The following is a 15,920-nucleotide window of genomic DNA, read 5'->3' as shown; positions in this document are numbered from 1 at the left end:
AGGGGGGCGCCGATACTCGCCACGGGCGCACGCTGTAGCGGCCACGGGCGCGCTGTGGGCCGCCCCCTTGCCGCGCGCCGAGGCCAGCCATTGACGCGCGCCGAGGCCAGCCATTGACGCGCGCCGAGGCCGGCCACTGACGCGCGCCGAGGCCAGCCACTGACGCGCGCGGAGGCCGTCACTGACGCGCGCGGACGTCGGTCACTGGCGCACGCTGAAGCCGGTCACCCCGTCGGCACGCCCTCAGAACAGCGTGGCGGGCTTGGCGATCATCAGATAGAAGATCGCCAGGAAGCTGAACAGCGCCGGCACACCGAGCGCGAACCACCAGCGGAAGTACCGCCAGTAGGCCGGCGGCAGCGGTGCCTGCGCGCCTGCCGCGGCGGCGGACACGGTGCGCATCCGCATCTGCAGCCAGACCACCGGCAGCCAGCACGCGATGGCGACTACATAGAGCAGGATCGACACGCGCAGCCACGCCAGCTCCCACGAAAAATTGGCAATGCGCATCAGCATGTAGCCGGTCACCGGCTGCAGGATCGCCGTGCTGGCGGTGAACAGCCAGTCGGCGATCACCACATGGCGCGAGGTCACCGCGACCGCGCGGCTGTCGCGCGTCAGCGTGGCGGCCAGCAGATAGAAGGCGCTGCCCACGCCGGTGCCGAACAGCAGCGTGCTGCCGACCACGTGGATCCATTTGACGATCATGTAGTCCATCGCTTGCGCTCCAGCGTACCCAGCAGCCACAACACGGCCAACATGGGCAGGTTCTTGGTGAGCGGACCATAGGGATGCAGCCAGAACTCTGGCAGCCGCACGCTGATGATCGCCGTGTAGCCGAGGATCAGCGCGGCCTGCGCGGCCCAGATCCATGGAAAGCGCCAGCGCGCGGGCGCGAAGCACATCAACCCGAACAACAGGTCGAGCCCGGCCGCGCCGTACAGCGCCAGCGGCCGCAGCGCCTGCGGTACGCCGGCGCGTGCCAGCAAGGCATAGCTGTCCTCGACCGGATAGAGCCCCAGCGAGACGATGCCGGTGATGATCCAGACCAGCGCGACGGCGGTGCGCAATATCGGCAGCTGCCAGCCGAGCACGGCCTGCGTGCGCGCGGCCTCGCGCCAGCGCGCCGGTACGAATTCGTCGACGGCGCGCGGCGGCCTTCCCAGCAGCCGATGCATCGGCGCGGGGTCGCCGGTATTGCCGCGCGCGAGCATCGCCAATGCGTCCTCGTTCAACGGCAGCCCCGGCGCAAGGCGCGTCATCAGCGGCAGGCCGGCGCGGACCAGCGCGTCGGGCACCGGCAGCACGCGCAGCGCGCCCGGTTGCCCCAGCGCATGACGCAGTTCGGCAAGGTAGTCGCGCAGGCTCAGGGCCGTCGGTCCGACCACGGGGATGCGTCCCTGCGGCCAATCCGGCCGCATTGCCGGATCGCTCCCGGGATCGCCTCCACGACCGACTCCGCGACCGCCGCTGTAATCACCACCGGAATCACAACCGGGACCACCGCCGCGACCACCACCGAGACCACCGCCAGAACCACCGCCACGGCCACCGCCAGGACCACCGCCAGGACCACCGCCAGGACCACCGCCAGGACCACCGCCGGGACCCCCGCCGTCGCTGTCTCCGGCCATCATTACCAGCCGCACGATCGCGGCCACGACATCGTCCAGATGGACCGGCTGCACGCGCTGCCTGCCGCCCTCGGGCAACAGCAGCAGCGGCATCGTCGCCAGCGTGCCGAACATCCGCGCGCTGGTCCCGCCCGGCCCGTAGACCAGCGAGGGCTGCAGGATCGCCGCGGGCAGGCCAAGGCCGGCGAGGAAATCGTCGGCGGCCTTCTTGCTCAGGTGGTACGGCGTGGTGGCCCGCTCGTCCGCGCCCAGCGCCGAGATCTGGATCACCGCGCGCACGTTGGCCTGCGCGCAGGCGGCGAACAGCGCGATCGGCGCGCGCCGATGCAGCAGTTCGAAGGTCTGCGTGCCGCGCTCGGCAAAGATGCCGACCGCATTGACGACCACGTCCACGCTGTCGAGCAGCGGCAGCCATGCCTGCGCGTCGGTCAGCGCGCCGAAATCGACGGCACGGAATTCGCATGCGCCCAGGTCGCGCGCGGCCTTCGCCGGATCGCGCACGCCGCAGAGGACCCGGCAGCCGGCCCGTGCCAGCGCCGCGGCAATCGCGGCGCCGATGAAACCGCTGGCGCCGGTCAGCAGCACCGTGGGACGCGCGGTGCCGCCGGTCGCCGCATCCCGTTCCGAGGAACCGACACGAGCGCCAACATGAGCCCCATCAAGGATTTCGTTGGCCGCAGCCTGGTCTCCGGCACCAGCGCCAGCGCACTGTCCACCATCGCCCTGGCCTGCGCCGGCCATTTCGATTGCCGCGACACGCTGGCGCCGGTCAATGCCGTCAGCCACTGGGTCTGGGGCGATCGCGCGATCCATGCCAATGGTCCGGCGTGGCGCTATACCGCGGTGGGATACGTGATCCATCATGCGATGTCGGTATTCTGGGCCGCGTTCTACGAAGCCTGGGTGGGCCGCTCACCGCAGCGGCAGAGGCCCGCGGCGGCGATCCTGGCCGGCCTCGCGGTCGCGGCGGCGGCCTGCGTGGTCGACCTGCGCCTGACGCCGAAACGGCTGACCCCGGGCTTCGAGCGGCGGCTCTCGCCGTGGTCGCTAGCGCTGGTCTATGTCGCCTTCGGGCTCGCGCTGCCGCTGGTCACGCTATGCCGGCCGCGCCAGGGCCCAGATGCAAGAGCCATTCCGGCCTCGGCGCCGTCGGCGGGTACCGACTGACAAAAAGAAAGCGGGCCCGAAGGCCCGCTGTGCGGTGCGGTATCGCTGGCGCCGGCGGCGCGTTCTTACACGGGCTTGCAGAATTGCCACGCCGCAAGCGCCGCCGCTGCGACACGGGCAAGACGCGAGTAAGAAGCTACATCGCCGGCGCGCCCGACCTGAGCGTCAAGAGCGTCAGATCACGCCCTGCGCCAGCATGGCGTCGGCCACCTTGACGAAGCCGGCGATATTGGCGCCTTCGACATAGTTGATGTAGCCGTCGTCCTTGCGTCCGTGATGGATGCAGTTCTGGTGGATGTCCTTCATGATGAAGTGCAGCTTGGAGTCGACCTCGGCGTGATGCCACGACAGCCGCATCGCGTTCTGCGACATCTCCAGGCCCGATGTCGCGACGCCGCCGGCATTGCTGGCCTTGCCGGGCGCGTACAGGATGCGCGCGGCGAGGAAATGGTCCACCGCCTCCAGCGTCGACGGCATGTTGGCGCCCTCGGCCACGCAGAACACGCCATTGGCCAGCAGCCGCTTGGCATCCTCGCCATCGAGCTCGTTCTGCGTCGCGCACGGCAGCGCGATATCGGCCGGCACATGCCACGGCGTGCGGCCGGCCTCGAAACGCAGGCCCTGGCGCTCGGCGAAGTCCGACAGGCGGCCGCGCTCCTCGTTCTTGAACGCCATCAGCGCGGCGAGCTGCTCGTCGTTCATGCCTTCCGGATAGTGCAGCACGCCGCCCGAGTCGGACACGGTCAGCACCTTGGCGCCCAGTTCGATCGCCTTCTGCGCGGCGTACTGCGCGACGTTGCCCGAGCCCGAGATCAGCACGCGCTGGCCGTCGAAGTCGCGGCCGGTACGGTGCAGCATCTCCTGCGCGAAATAGACGGTGCCGTAGCCGGTCGCCTCGGGACGCATCAGGCTGCCGCCGAAGGCCAGGCCCTTGCCGGTAAAGACGCAGGCCGACTGGTTCGACAGCTTCTTCATCATGCCCGCCATGAAGCCGACCTCGCGGCCGCCCACGCCGATATCGCCGGCCGGCACATCGGTGTCCGCGCCGAGATGGCGATAGAGCTCGGTCATCAGCGCCTGGCAGAAGCGCATCACCTCGCCGTCCGACTTGCCCTTGGGATCGAAATCCGAACCGCCCTTGCCACCGCCCATCGGCAGCGTCGTCAGTGCGTTCTTGAAGGTCTGCTCGAAGCCGAGGAACTTGAGCACCGACAGGTTGACGGTCGGATGGAAGCGCATGCCGCCCTTGTAGGGGCCGATCGCCGAGCTGTGCTGCACGCGGAAGGCGCGATTGACCTGCACCTTGCCCTGGTCGTCGGTCCATGCCACGCGGAACTGGATCACACGCTCGGGCTCGACCAGCCGTTCCAGCAGGGCCTGGTCCGCGTAGCGCGGGTTGCGCTCGACGAACGGCCACAGGGTCATCATCACTTCCTTGACCGCCTGCTGGAACTCGGGCTGGTCAGGATCGCGCCGGGCCACGCCGGCAAGGAAGGCATCGAGGGTCGGAAGGCTCACAGCTGTCTCTGTCGAATTTTCTTGAGTCGGAGCGCGACTTTAGCACCGAAATGGTGAAATTCGACAGTCAAAAGTGTTGTGACCCGCAGCGCAAAAATGCGGAACGGCGCGTTCCGGCACCCGATTCACGCGATTAGCAGCGCCGGTCCGCGGCGCTTCAGCGCCTCGGCCAGCGGGGCCTCCGGGGCCATGTCGCTGATCAGATAGGCCGCCTTGTCGAAGTGCCGGACCTGCACGCCGGTATGCCGGCCGTACTTGGTATGGTCGGCTACCACACAGGGCACGCTGGCCGACAGCAGCATTCGGCCCCGCAGCTCGGCGGCCGGGCGCGAATACTCGCTGACCTCGCCGTCGTTGCTGATGCCACCGATGCCGATGAAGGCGAAGTCAGCGTGATAGCGCGACAGCTGCTCGACCGTGTCCCAGCCGTTGGTGGCGTCCTCGTTGTCCTGCAGCTCGCCGCCGAGCACGACCACACGGTTGCCGTTGCGGCGGCCGAGCAGCAGCGCGATCGACAGGTCGTTGGTATAGACCAGCAGGTTGTGGTGGCCCAGCAGTGCCTGCGCGACCGCATGCGTGGTGGTGCCGTAGTCGATGATCACCGAGGCGCCGTCGGGCACCAGCTCGGCGGCGCGCACGCCGATCGCGCGCTTGCCCTCGGCATTGACGGCCGCCCGCGTCTGGGTATCGGCCTCGGCCCGGCTCGACGCCAGCGCACCGCCGTGGGTCAGCGTCAGCAGGCCGCGCGCGGCCAGCGCATTGAGATCGCGGCGAATGGTCTCGCGCGAGACGTCGAGCTCGCTGACCAGCTGGCTGATCTGCAGCGCGCCGCTGGCGGCCAGCTGGTCGAGGATGTATTTCTGCCGTTGTTCGGCCAGCACGGGGGCTCCGGGGGCTTGTGGAAGGTGCGGGGATTTTAGCGGAGCGTTGTGACAGGACGGCAGCGGCGACCGCGCACGCCGCTTGCGCACGCACCTCTGACCCCGCCCCCTCTCACCCGGCCCCTCTCACCGCTCTTACCCCCACGGCATCGTGATCGACTTCAGGTTGGTGAAGCTCTTGATGGCCTCCTGCACGCCCTCCTTGTAACCCAGCCCCGAATCCTTGATGCCGCCGAACGGCGTCAGCTCGATGCGGTAGCCGGGCACCTCCCACAGGTTGACGGTCCCGACCTGCAGTTCGTTGGCAAAGCGCGTGAAGTCGTCCATGCGGTTGGTGCAGATGCCGGACGACAGGCCGAAGGCCGTGCCGTTGGAGATGCGGATGGCCTCGTCGATATCGCGGAACGTGATGATCGGCGAGACCGGGCCGAAGGTTTCCTCCCTCACCAGCGTCATTGCCGGATCGACGCGATCGACCACGGTGGGCGCATAGCGCGCGCCGTCGCGCTGGTTGCCGATCAGCAGCCGCGCGCCCTGCGCCACCGCCTCGTTGACGCGGGCCTCGAACAGCGCCGCGGCCTGCGCATCGATCACCGTGCCCATGTCGACGCCGCGGTCCATCGGGTCGCCGTACTTCCACGCCCGCGTCTTCTCGACCACCAGCTCGGTGAAGCGCGCGGCGACGGCCTGATGCACCAGCATGCGCTTGACCGCGGTACAGCGCTGGCCGGAATTCTTGTACGAGCCCTGCACCGCGAGGTCCGAGGCGCGCTCGAGGTCGGCGTCGTCCATCACGATCAGCGGATCGTTGCCGCCCAGCTCCAGCACCACGCGCTTGTAGCCCGCCTTGGCCGCGATGTACTTGCCGATCGCCACGCCGCCGGTGAAGGTGATCAGGTCCACCGCCGGATGCGTGATCAGCTCGTCCGCGATTTCGGCCGGATCGCCGGTCAGCACCTGCAGCATCTGCGGCGGCAGCCCCGCTTCGTACAACAGATCGGCCAGGTAGCACGCGGACAGCGGCACCTTCTCCGAGGGCTTGAGCACCATCCGGTTGTTGGTGGCGATCGACGGCGCGACCTTGTGCGCGACCTGGTTCATCGGGTGGTTGAAGGGCGTGATCGCGGTGATCACGCCCAGCAGCGGCTCGCGCTGCGTCATCACGCGGCGCTTCTTGCCGTGCGGCGTCAGGTCGCACGAGAACATCTGGCCGTCGTCGCGCAGGGCCTCGTTGGCGGCGAAGTTCAGCACGTCGGCGACGCGGCCGATCTCGTACAGCGAATCCTTCTTCGACAGTCCCGATTCGAGCGTGATCAGGTCCGAGGCCGGCTCGGTGCGCTCGCGCAGCAGCGCCGCGGCGCAATTGAGGATCGCGGCGCGCTCGTAGCGCGTCAGCGTCGAGCGATAGGCGCGCGCCACCGTATAAGCGCGCCGCACGTCCTCGACGGTCGCCTTCGGCACCGTGCCGACCAGCGTGCCGTCGTAGGGATTGCGCACGTCGATGACGCGGTCGCGCACGACCTTCTCGCCGTCGATGCGCAGCGCTTCGGCGCGGAAATGCGGGCTGACAGAGGCGGCGGGAAACTGGGGGGCGTTCATGTTCGGGGCTCCGTGAGGTGCAGGCAAGGGGCGATGCGGTCCAGGCCAGGCCTAGCCGAGGCCGAGGCCGGCCGGGCCGGGCCGGGCCGGATCAATGCAGATGATTCAGCGCGACGTCGAAGATGTCGAAGTTGCGCAGCACCGCCTTGCCCGGAATGCCGGCGGTGGGACGGTTGAACAGCAGCGGCACGGTCTGCTCCGACACGCCGCCGTGCGAGCGCAGCGGCGCGTCCAGTCCGCTCAGGTCATGACGGCTGCGGCTGGTGCCCAGCACCACATGCTTGCCGCTGATCACCACCAGATCGCCGACGCGATCGGGTGGCAGCTCGAAGCGCGCGCAGGCCTCGGCATTGTCGAGCACCGCTTCGACGCCCTCGATATCGCCGAGCTTCGCCTTCAACGCGGCGGCGTCGCCGGCGGTGGCATCGTCGGGCAGATAGACGGTCGCGTACGAACCGAGCGCGCCGTGGTGGACGACATAGGGATCGGTGATCGGCAGGATCACGCGCGCCCCGCCCTGCTCCACGCCGCGGCCGAGCCAGGCATCGAGCCGGTCCTGCAGGAAGACCACGTTCGGCGCCTTGGTGTGCGCGTCATGCTTGGCGTTCATGCCGTGGTCGGCGGTCAGCGCCACCACGCAGCCCAGCGCGTCGAGCCGCGCCAGATAGCGGTCCATCATCGCGTAGAAGGCGTTGGCGCCGTCCGAGCCCGGGGCGAACTTGTGCTGGATATAGTCGGTCGTCGACAGATACATCAGATCGGGACGCCGCGTCTCCATCAGCCGCACGCCGGCGGCGAACACGAATTCGGACAGCTCCGCGCTGTAGACGCTGGGCACCGGCATGCCGACCAGTTCCAGCACGTTGTCGATGCCGTTCTCTTCCACGCTGGCCTGGTCCGCCTTCTCCGACGAGAAGCAGATGCCGCGCAGCCCATGGCCAAGCAGCCGGCGCAGCTTGTCCTTGGCCGTGACCACGGCGACGCTGGCGCCCGCTTCTGCGAACGCCGCGAGGATGGTGCCGGCGCGCAGGTACTTCGGGTCGTTCATCATCACTTCCTCGCCGCGGCCGCCGTTGGCCGTGCGATCGAAGAAGTAGTTGCCGCAGATGCCGTGCACCGACGGCGGCGCGCCGCAGACGATCGACAGGTTGTTCGGGTTGGTGAAGGTCGGCACCACGCAGGCACCACGGAACGCCGCGCCCTCGGCCAGCAACCGCTGCAGATACGGCGCGCTACGGCTGGCGGCGGCGGCTTCCAGGTAGTCGAACTCGCAGCCGTCGACGCAGACCACCACCACGGGCTGCTGCATCCATCGGTAGGTGCGCTGGTTGACGGTCACGGCGGGCTTGCCGGGCGAGGAATCGGAGCGAGGGGCGGGCATGTCGGGGTCCTGTGCGGAAAAAGTCGTGAGAGTCGTAAGGGATAGGCGCGTAAGGGCTGTAACGGGTGTAAGGAGCGTAAGGGCCGGCAGGCGCGGCCGGGGCCCCGCGCCTGCAGATGGATTGGATCAGGCGGCGCCCGGCGGCGCTTCGGCCTCCGATGTCGCGTCGGAGCCAGCGCCGGTGCCGGCGTCAATGCCGGTGCCGGCGTCAGTGCCGGTGCCGGCCCCGGCGTGGCCCTGCACCGCCGCATGCAGCCGCGCACGGCCGCGCTCGACGTGCTCGCGCATCAGCCGGCCGGCAAGCTCCGGATCGCGCGAGGCGATCGCCGAGACGATGTCGCGATGCTCGCGCGTCGAGGTCGGCATCGCGGTCGGCGCGGCGGACAGTGCTTCCCTCCGGTACAGCGTCAATTCCTTGACCAGGCGGCGATAGGTCTCCAGCAGCTTGCCGTTGCCGGCCAGCTCCACCATGCGATCGTGGAAGGCGAAGTTCAGCCGCGCATATTCGTCGAGGTCGCGCGCCGCGCTGGCGGCGCCCAGCGCCTCGATCATCGCGCGCAGTTCGCGCAGCGCCTCGGGCGTGATGCGCTGGGCCAGCTGCCGGCCGACGTATTCGTCCAGCACGGCGCGCAGCGCATAGATTTCGTCCGCCTCGTGCAGGGACACCGAGCGGACAAAGACGCCGCGGTTCTTTTCGGTACGCAGCAGCCCGGTTTGTTCCAGCGCGCGAAAGGCCTCGCGCACCGGACCGCGCGACACGTTCAGCTCGCCGGCCAGCTCGATCTCGTTGAGCTTGTCGCCCGGCGCGAGCTCTCCCGCGGTGATGCGCCGCTCCAGCTCACGCTGCACCAGCGACGTCAGCGACTGGCTCTGCAGGATTTCGATTTCGCTCGACAGCGGCGCTTGGCGGGACATGAAGACTCCTGACACGGGATGGCGGTGCACGCGCCGCGCATTCATTTCCACCGTCTTTTGGGTCCGGCTGGCGTGCGTGCATTTCCTGGTTGCGATTAAAGCAAGCGGTTTGTATATTGTCAACAAACCAAGACGCCGACGAGCGCGAAATCTGGGAGACTGCGCGGGTTCGTTTGGGCATATGTCTTGCAAGCGTTGCTGTACAAGGGTTTCAGGTGATTCACGGTGGTGCACGGGTCTGGCCACGCACTGCAACTAATTCACCAAATTGACACACCTCAGCACATACAATGCCGCAAGGAGCCCCACAATGAGAACCGCCATGACACTCGCCAAGCAAGCCCTCGCCGCCAGCGCCGCCCTTCTTCTGGCCGGCGCCGCATTCGCGCAGAAGACCACGCTGACCGTCTACACCGCCTGGGAAACCGAGACGCTGAAGCCCTACGCCGAGGGGTTCGCCAAGGTCGCGCCCGATATCGAGCTGAAGTACGTCCGCGACTCGACCGGCGTGATCACCGCCAAGGCGCTGGCCGAGAAGGCCAACCCGCAGGCCGACGTGATCGCCGGCCTGGCCGCCTCGAGCCTGGAGCTGCTGAAGCAGGAAGGCATGCTGCAGCCCTATGCGCCCAAGGGCTTCGAACGCCTGACGCGCGACTACAGCGACAAGGCGACGCCGCCCTCGTGGCTCGGCCTGGACGTCTGGGGCGCGACGGTGTGCTTCAACACCATCGAAGCAAAAAAGCGCAACCTGCCGAAGCCGGAAACGTGGCGCGACCTGGCCAAGCCGATCTACAAGGGCATGATCGTGATGCCCAACCCGGCCTCGTCGGGCACCGGCTTTCTCGACGTGACCGCGTGGCTGCAGCTGTTCGGCGAGCAGGAAGGCTGGAAGTACATGGACGCGCTGCACGAGAACATCGCCCAGTACACGCATTCCGGCTCGAAGCCGTGCAAGCAGGCCGGCGCCGGCGAATTCCCGATCGGCATCTCGTTCGAGCTGCGCGCGCACAAGACCAAGGCAGCGGGCGCACCGATCGACATCATCTTCCCGCGCGAAGGACTGGGCTACGACATCGAGGCCGCCGCCATCGTCAAGGGCACCAAAAAGCAGGAGGCCGCGCAGCGCTATCTGGACTGGCTCGCCAGCAAGGAAGCCAACGAGCTGTTCGCGCGCGACTGGGCCATCGTGGCCTACCCCGGCGTGGCCCGCAAGATCGAGACGATTCCGGCCGACTACGAAAAGATGCTGGTCAGGAACGACTTCAGCCATATCGCGAAGAACCGCGAGCGCGTGCTGGCCGAATGGCAGAAGCGCTACAGCGCCAAGGCGGAGAAGCAGTAAGCAGCGGCAGGCAGCAGGGCATCGCGCTGGCCGGCCACTCGCCGCCGCCCGCCGAAGCCAACCGCCGCAGCCAACCGCCGCACCCAGCCGCCGCAACCACCCGCCGCAACCACAAGACGCATTCACCAGACGCATTCACCAGACGCGCGCCCCGTCCGACTCGATGGAGCCCACATCCATGACCACGTCCCCCACCCGGCACGAAAGTTATCTGAGCCTGAAAGGCATCCAGAAGCGGTTCGGCGGCGCCGACGGCTTCACCGCGCTGCGCCATATCGACCTCGACGTGCGCGAGGGCGAGCTGCTGTGCTTCCTCGGCCCGTCCGGCTGCGGCAAGACCACGCTGCTGCGGATCATCGCCGGCCTCGAATCGCAGACCGCCGGCACCATCCTGCAGGCGGGCCGCGATATCTCGACGCTGCCGCCGATGGAACGCGACTACGGCATCGTGTTCCAGTCGTATGCGCTGTTCCCCAACCTGACCGTGGCGGACAACGTTGCCTACGGGCTCGTCAATCGCCGCATGCCGCGCGAGCAGCGGCGTGCGCGCGTGGCCGAACTGCTGACGCTGGTCGGCCTGCCCGAGCGCGGCGCGCAATACCCGAGCCAGTTGTCGGGCGGGCAGCAGCAGCGCGTGGCGATCGCGCGGGCGCTGGCCACTTCGCCGGGCCTGCTGCTGCTCGACGAGCCGCTGTCCGCGCTGGATGCCCGCGTGCGGGTGCGACTGCGCAGCGAGATCCGCGCGCTGCAGCAGCGGCTGAACATCACCACCATCCTGGTCACGCACGACCAGGAGGAAGCGTTGTCGATGGCGGACCGCATCGTCGTGATGAACCAGGGCGCGATCGAGCAGATCGGCACGCCGGCGCAGATCTACCAGCGCCCCGCCACGCCCTTCGCCGCCGATTTCGTCGGCAAGACCAATATGCTGCCGGCGACCGTGGACAGCGACGGCCATCTGAGGCTGGGCGAACGGCGCCTGCAATGCATCGCGCCGCCGGGCTGCTGCACCGACGACACCGTGCAGATCTTCTTCCGGCCCGAGGACGTCTGCGTGCGCGGCTGCGACCAGCAGGGCGAAAACGTGCTCGATGCCACCGTCGACAAGATCGAGTTCCTCGGCGCCTTTTCGCGGCTGACCCTGAAGCTGGCGGACGGTGCCGGCGCGTCGGTGCCGCTCTATGCCGACCTGTCGCTCAACGACATGCACGAACTGCGTCCCAGCGCGGGCGATCCGCTGCGCCTGGCCATTCCCGCCGACCGCCTGCGAGTGTTCCGTCAGCCATGAGCCTGCTCCTGTCCAAGGCGACCGTGCCGCCCGTTCCGCCCCTTCCGCCCGTTCCGTCGGCCCCGCCCGTGCCGCCGCTATCCCCTTCCGCCGCGCCCGGCATCCCCTTCGGTGCGGTCCGTACCCACTGGACCGACCGCATTGCCCACGCGCTGCTGTGGGCCGCCGCGCTGGCGCTGCTGTGCTTCGTGCTGGCGCCGATCGTGATGATCCTGGCCAAGAGCGTGCAGAACCGCGACGGCACGCTGGCCGGCATTGCGCATTTCCGCACGTACCTGGCCACGCCCGCGCTGTGGCACTCGGTCTGGAACAGCGTCTGGGTATCGACGCTGGCCACCGCCATCACGGTGCCGCTCGCGTTCACCTTCGCCTACGCGCTGACGCGCAGCCGCATCGGCGCCAAGGGCCTGCTGCGCAATCTCGCGCTGATTCCGCTGCTGGCGCCGTCGCTGCTGGCCGCGATCTCCTTCATCTTCTGGTTTGGCAACCAGGGGCTGCTGAAGCCCTATATGGGCGAACTGCAGATCTACGGGCCGCTCGGCGTGGTCGGCGCGCTGGTGTTCGCGACCTTCCCGCACGCGCTGATGATCATGATCACGGCGCTGTCGCTGACCGATGCGCGGCTGTACGAGGCGGCCGATGCGCTGGGCACGTCCACCGTGCGCAAGTTCTTCACGATTACCGTGCCCGCCGCGCGCTATGGCCTGGTCAGCGCCGCGATGGTGGTGTTCACCTACGCGATCTCGGACTTCGGCATTCCGAAGGTGATCGGCGGCAACTTCCACATGCTGGCCACCGACATCTACAAGCTGGTGATCGGCATGCAGGACTTCTCGCAGGGCGCGGTGGTCGCGCTGATGCTGCTGGTGCCGGTGCTGGTGACCTACTGCATCGACGCGCGCGTGCAGCGCCGTCAGATGGCGCAGATGTCGGCCCGCTCGGTGCCCTACGTGCCCCGCCGCAGCCGCCGCTTTGACCTCGCCATGGCGGCATTCTGCTGGCTGGTCGCGGCGCTGATGGTGGCCGTGATGGGCATGGCGATCTACGCGTCCTTCGTCAAGCTGTGGCCCTACAACTTCTCGCTGTCGCTGAACCACTACCGGGTCGGCCTGGTGGAAGGCGGCGTCGTTGCTTCCTGGTTCAACAGCCTGAAGCTGGCGCTGGCCTGCGCGCTGATCGGTCCGGTCTTCATCTTCACCACGGCCTATCTGCTGGAGAAGACGCGAGGCCTCCCGTGGCTGCGCGGCTTCGTGCGGCTGATGGCGGTGCTGCCGATGGGCGTGCCGGGGCTGGTGCTGGGCCTGGGCTACATCTTCTTCTTCGTGCCGGCGGCCAATCCGCTCAACGTCCTGTACCAGACGCTGGGCATCCTGGTGCTGGTGACCATCGTCCACTACTACGCGTCCTGCCATTTGACGGCGGTGACCGCGCTCAAGCAGCTCGACGGCGAGTTCGAGGCGGTCTCGGCCTCGCTGAAGGTGCCGTTCTACACCACCTTTTTGCGCGTGACCGTGCCGGCCTGCCTGCCAGCGATCGTCGAGATTTCGCGCTACCTGTTCATCAATGCGATGACCACCGTGTCCGCGGTGGTGTTCCTGTACGGCACCGATACCAAGCTCGCCTCGGTCGAGATCGTCAATCTGGACGAGTCCGGCGATATCGGCCCGGCCGCCGCGATGGCGACGCTGGTCGTGCTGACCTGCGCCAGCGCCTGCCTCGCCTACCACGGCCTGCAGCGCTGGCTCGAGCGCCGCACCCAGGCCTGGCGCGGCGCCGACGAACGCGACTGACCCCAACCACAACCACACGATTCCCGCTCCGCCACCCCCCTGCCAGGAGATTCGACCATGATTCGCGGCAACGACCCCATTCTGCTGACGCCCGGCCCCCTGACCACCTCGCTCGCGACCAAGCAAGCCATGCTGCGCGACTGGGGCTCGTGGGACGCCGCCTTCAACGCCATCACCGGCAGCCTGTGCGAGGATCTGGTCCGCATCGTGCACGGCGAAGGCACGCACGTCTGCGTGCCGATGCAGGGCAGCGGCACGTTCTCGGTCGAGGCGGCGATCGCCAATGTCGTCCCGCGCGACGGCAAGGTGCTGGTGCCGCAGAACGGCGCCTATTGCCAGCGCATCCTGAAGATCTGCAAGGCGATCGGCCGCGCCTCGGTCGAACTGCCGATTCCGGAGGACCAGCCCGCCAGCGCCGCGGTGATCGAGGCCGCGCTGTCCGCGGACCCGTCGATCACCCATGTGGCGCAGGTCCATTGCGAGACCGGCGCCGGCGTGCTCAATCCCCTGCCCGAGATCGCGCAGCTGTGCGCGCGGCTCGGCAAGGGCCTGATCGTCGATGCGATGAGCTCGTTCGGCGCGATCGAGATCGACGCGCGCACGATGCCGTTCGACGCGCTGGTGGCGGCCACCGGCAAATGCATCGAGGGCGTGCCGGGCATGGGGTTCGTGCTGGTCAGGAAGGACGTGCTGGAGGCCAGCCAGGGCAACAGCCATTCGCTGGCATTGGACCTTTATGATCAATACGTCTATATGCGGAAGACCACCCAGTGGCGCTTCACGCCGCCCACGCACGTGGTCGCGGCCTTCCGCGCGGCGCTGGACCAGTATCTGGCCGAGGGAGGGCAAGCGGTGCGCGGCGAGCGCTATCGCCGCAACTGCGCCGCGCTGATCGACGGCATGCGCGAGCTGGGCTTTCGTCCCTTCCTGCGTCCGGAGGTGCAGGCGCCGATCATCGTCACCTTCCACGCGCCCGACGATCCGCGCTATGACTTCAAGACCTTCTATGCGAAGGTGCGCGAGCGCGGCTATATCCTCTATCCCGGCAAGCTGACGCAGGTCGAGACCTTTCGCGTCGGCTGCATCGGCGCGATCGACGACAACGAAATGCGCAACGTGGTGTCCGCGATCGGGCTGACGCTGCGGGAGATGGGGATCGACATGGCGGCGCAGCTGGCCAAGGCGGCCTGAGCCGCGGCGCTCGCCACGGATCCCACCGAACCCACCGATCCCGCCGCTCCGCTCGCCACGCATTGCACCGATCGACTTTCCGGCCGGCCCCGGCAGCCCGCGCGCACGATGCGAGCTGCCGGGCCGGCCGTGCCACTTCCCCAACAGGGCCAGCATGACCCTTCCCGCCGACTTCCACTGGATGGCGTTCGTCGCCGTGATGCTGTCCGCCGTGATGCACGCCTCATGGAATGCGATCGTCAAGATCGGCGGCGACCGCCTGTCGTCGATGGCGCTGATCGACACCTTCTGCCTGCTGGCGGCGCTGCCCTTCCTGCTGGTGGTGCCGCTGCCCGCGCCGGCGGTCTGGCCCTTCCTGCTGGCGACGGTCTGCCTGGAGGTCGTCTACAAGCTGTCGCTCGTCGCGGCCTACAACCGCGGCGACTTCAGCCAGGCCTATCCGCTGATGCGCGGCTGCGCGCCGATGATGGTCGCGTTGCTGCTGCTGGCGATGGGCAGCGAGCGGCTGGGCCCCGGCGGCTATGCCGGCATCGCGCTGATCTGCTGCGGGCTGGTCAGCCTGGTGCGCTGGCGCACGCAGTCGCCGCAGCTGATGGGCTTCGCGCTGCTGGCCGGCGCGTGCCTGGCGGGCGGCACGGTGATCGACGGCACCGCGGTCAAGCGCCACGGCGAAGTGTTCTCGTACATCGTCTGGCTGCAGACGCTGTCGCACCTGTTCATGCCGAGCTATGCGGCGGTCCGGCGCGGCCGCACGCTGCTGACGCTGCTGCGCACGGAGTGGAAGCGCGCGTGGATCGGCGGCATCAACCGGGTCGGGTCGTATGCGCTGATGCTGTGGGCGATGACGCTGGCGCCGGTGGCCAAGCTCGCCGCGCTGCGCGAATCGAGCGTGATCTTCGCCGCGCTGCTGGGCTACTTCCTGCTGCGCGAGCCGTTCGACCGGCGGCGGCTGATGGCGACTGCGCTGGTGCTGGCGGGGATCGTGACGTTGCAGCTGGCGCGGTAAGGTCCCAGCAGAGGCAGGGTCCGAGGAAAGGCAGGGTCCGAGGAAAGGTAGGGTCCGGGGAGAGGTAGGGTCCGAGGAAAGGGTCCGAGGAGCGGCGTCCTGCCGCGCCATACCGCCGTCTCATGGCGGCTGACCCCATCCGGAAGTACAATCGCTTTGTCTCGTTTTCCGGAACGGAGGAATCGCTTTGAAAACCGCCACCACCGCC

13 protein-coding genes are annotated in these 15,920 nt (G+C 68.3%); 6 read left to right on the top strand and 7 right to left on the bottom strand.

Annotated elements, in window-relative coordinates; genetic code table 11:
- Positions 1-243: 243 nt before the first annotated feature.
- Together AC6EI8_RS16275 and AC6EI8_RS16270 are read right to left on the bottom strand one after the other, a co-directional pair.
- Positions 244-717, bottom strand: a complete 474-nt coding sequence (locus tag AC6EI8_RS16275) for a DUF2269 family protein (RefSeq protein ID WP_149316250.1) — start codon at positions 715-717, stop codon at positions 244-246.
- Entirely contained in the window at positions 705-2,219 is a 1,515-nt protein-coding gene (locus AC6EI8_RS16270) for an SDR family oxidoreductase (protein ID WP_498382379.1), read from the bottom strand. Before AC6EI8_RS16270 ends, AC6EI8_RS16275 begins: the two co-directional genes overlap by 13 nt.
- Positions 2,220-2,282: 63 nt before the next feature.
- Between AC6EI8_RS16270 and AC6EI8_RS16265 the strand changes: the two genes are divergently transcribed.
- Positions 2,283-2,801, top strand: a complete 519-nt coding sequence (locus AC6EI8_RS16265) for a hypothetical protein (RefSeq protein ID WP_498382378.1) — start codon at positions 2,283-2,285, stop codon at positions 2,799-2,801.
- 174 nt (positions 2,802-2,975) lie between these two features.
- Here the strand turns inward: AC6EI8_RS16265 and gdhA are convergent, their stop codons facing one another.
- The 5 genes from gdhA to AC6EI8_RS16240 form a co-directional block, all read right to left on the bottom strand.
- Positions 2,976-4,319 carry an NADP-specific glutamate dehydrogenase gene (gdhA, locus tag AC6EI8_RS16260; protein WP_149316251.1) on the bottom strand — a complete coding sequence of 448 codons (1,344 nt, stop codon included), beginning with the start codon at positions 4,317-4,319 and terminating at the stop codon, positions 2,976-2,978.
- Positions 4,320-4,444: 125 nt separating this feature from the next.
- Positions 4,445-5,200, bottom strand: a complete 756-nt coding sequence (locus tag AC6EI8_RS16255; protein WP_265633696.1) for a DeoR/GlpR family DNA-binding transcription regulator — start codon at positions 5,198-5,200, stop codon at positions 4,445-4,447.
- Between the two features lie 135 nt (positions 5,201-5,335).
- The gene (gene phnY / locus AC6EI8_RS16250) at positions 5,336-6,799 is read right to left on the bottom strand and encodes a phosphonoacetaldehyde dehydrogenase (RefSeq protein WP_226106103.1); all 1,464 of its coding nucleotides are present in this window, start codon (positions 6,797-6,799) and stop codon (positions 5,336-5,338) included.
- A gap of 91 nt (positions 6,800-6,890) precedes the next feature.
- A complete protein-coding gene (gene phnA / locus AC6EI8_RS16245) occupies positions 6,891-8,180 on the bottom strand; it encodes a phosphonoacetate hydrolase (RefSeq protein ID WP_498382377.1) in 1,290 nt (429 codons plus the stop codon).
- A gap of 126 nt (positions 8,181-8,306) precedes the next feature.
- Positions 8,307-9,095, bottom strand: coding sequence for a phosphonate utilization associated transcriptional regulator (locus tag AC6EI8_RS16240; RefSeq protein WP_498382376.1), 789 nt, complete (start codon positions 9,093-9,095; stop codon positions 8,307-8,309).
- 322 nt (positions 9,096-9,417) lie between these two features.
- Between AC6EI8_RS16240 and AC6EI8_RS16235 the strand changes: the two genes are divergently transcribed.
- From AC6EI8_RS16235 to AC6EI8_RS16215, 5 genes are all read left to right on the top strand, one after another.
- Positions 9,418-10,437, top strand: a complete 1,020-nt coding sequence (locus AC6EI8_RS16235) for a putative 2-aminoethylphosphonate ABC transporter substrate-binding protein (RefSeq protein ID WP_265633692.1) — start codon at positions 9,418-9,420, stop codon at positions 10,435-10,437.
- Positions 10,438-10,615: 178 nt separating this feature from the next.
- Complete coding sequence (locus AC6EI8_RS16230) at positions 10,616-11,725, top strand: putative 2-aminoethylphosphonate ABC transporter ATP-binding protein (protein WP_265633691.1); 1,110 nt, start codon at positions 10,616-10,618, stop codon at positions 11,723-11,725.
- Entirely contained in the window at positions 11,722-13,515 is a 1,794-nt protein-coding gene (locus tag AC6EI8_RS16225) for a putative 2-aminoethylphosphonate ABC transporter permease subunit (protein ID WP_498382375.1), read from the top strand. Before AC6EI8_RS16230 ends, AC6EI8_RS16225 begins: the two co-directional genes overlap by 4 nt.
- A 57-nt stretch (positions 13,516-13,572) precedes the next feature.
- A complete protein-coding gene (locus AC6EI8_RS16220; protein WP_265633689.1) occupies positions 13,573-14,706 on the top strand; it encodes a 2-aminoethylphosphonate--pyruvate transaminase in 1,134 nt (377 codons plus the stop codon).
- Positions 14,707-14,860: 154 nt separating this feature from the next.
- Positions 14,861-15,712 carry an EamA family transporter gene (locus AC6EI8_RS16215; RefSeq protein WP_226106118.1) on the top strand — a complete coding sequence of 284 codons (852 nt, stop codon included), beginning with the start codon at positions 14,861-14,863 and terminating at the stop codon, positions 15,710-15,712.
- Positions 15,713-15,920 lie beyond the last annotated feature (208 nt).

This window comes from Cupriavidus sp. R6-3 (assembly GCF_059772245.1).
Note: the sequence above shows the minus strand (reverse complement) of the source record. Positions and strands in the feature narration are given on the sequence as shown.

Coding starts and splice junctions, on each gene's coding strand:
- AC6EI8_RS16265 (WP_498382378.1), top strand. CDS start 2,283: ATGAGCCCCATCAAGGATTTCGTTGGCCGCAGCCTGGTCTCCGGCACC.
- AC6EI8_RS16275 (WP_149316250.1), bottom strand. CDS start 717: ATGGACTACATGATCGTCAAATGGATCCACGTGGTCGGCAGCACGCTG.
- AC6EI8_RS16235 (WP_265633692.1), top strand. CDS start 9,418: ATGACACTCGCCAAGCAAGCCCTCGCCGCCAGCGCCGCCCTTCTTCTG.
- AC6EI8_RS16240 (WP_498382376.1), bottom strand. CDS start 9,095: ATGTCCCGCCAAGCGCCGCTGTCGAGCGAAATCGAAATCCTGCAGAGC.
- AC6EI8_RS16215 (WP_226106118.1), top strand. CDS start 14,861: ATGACCCTTCCCGCCGACTTCCACTGGATGGCGTTCGTCGCCGTGATG.
- AC6EI8_RS16225 (WP_498382375.1), top strand. CDS start 11,722: ATGAGCCTGCTCCTGTCCAAGGCGACCGTGCCGCCCGTTCCGCCCCTT.
- AC6EI8_RS16230 (WP_265633691.1), top strand. CDS start 10,616: ATGACCACGTCCCCCACCCGGCACGAAAGTTATCTGAGCCTGAAAGGC.
- phnA (WP_498382377.1), bottom strand. CDS start 8,180: ATGCCCGCCCCTCGCTCCGATTCCTCGCCCGGCAAGCCCGCCGTGACC.
- phnY (WP_226106103.1), bottom strand. CDS start 6,799: ATGAACGCCCCCCAGTTTCCCGCCGCCTCTGTCAGCCCGCATTTCCGC.
- AC6EI8_RS16220 (WP_265633689.1), top strand. CDS start 13,573: ATGATTCGCGGCAACGACCCCATTCTGCTGACGCCCGGCCCCCTGACC.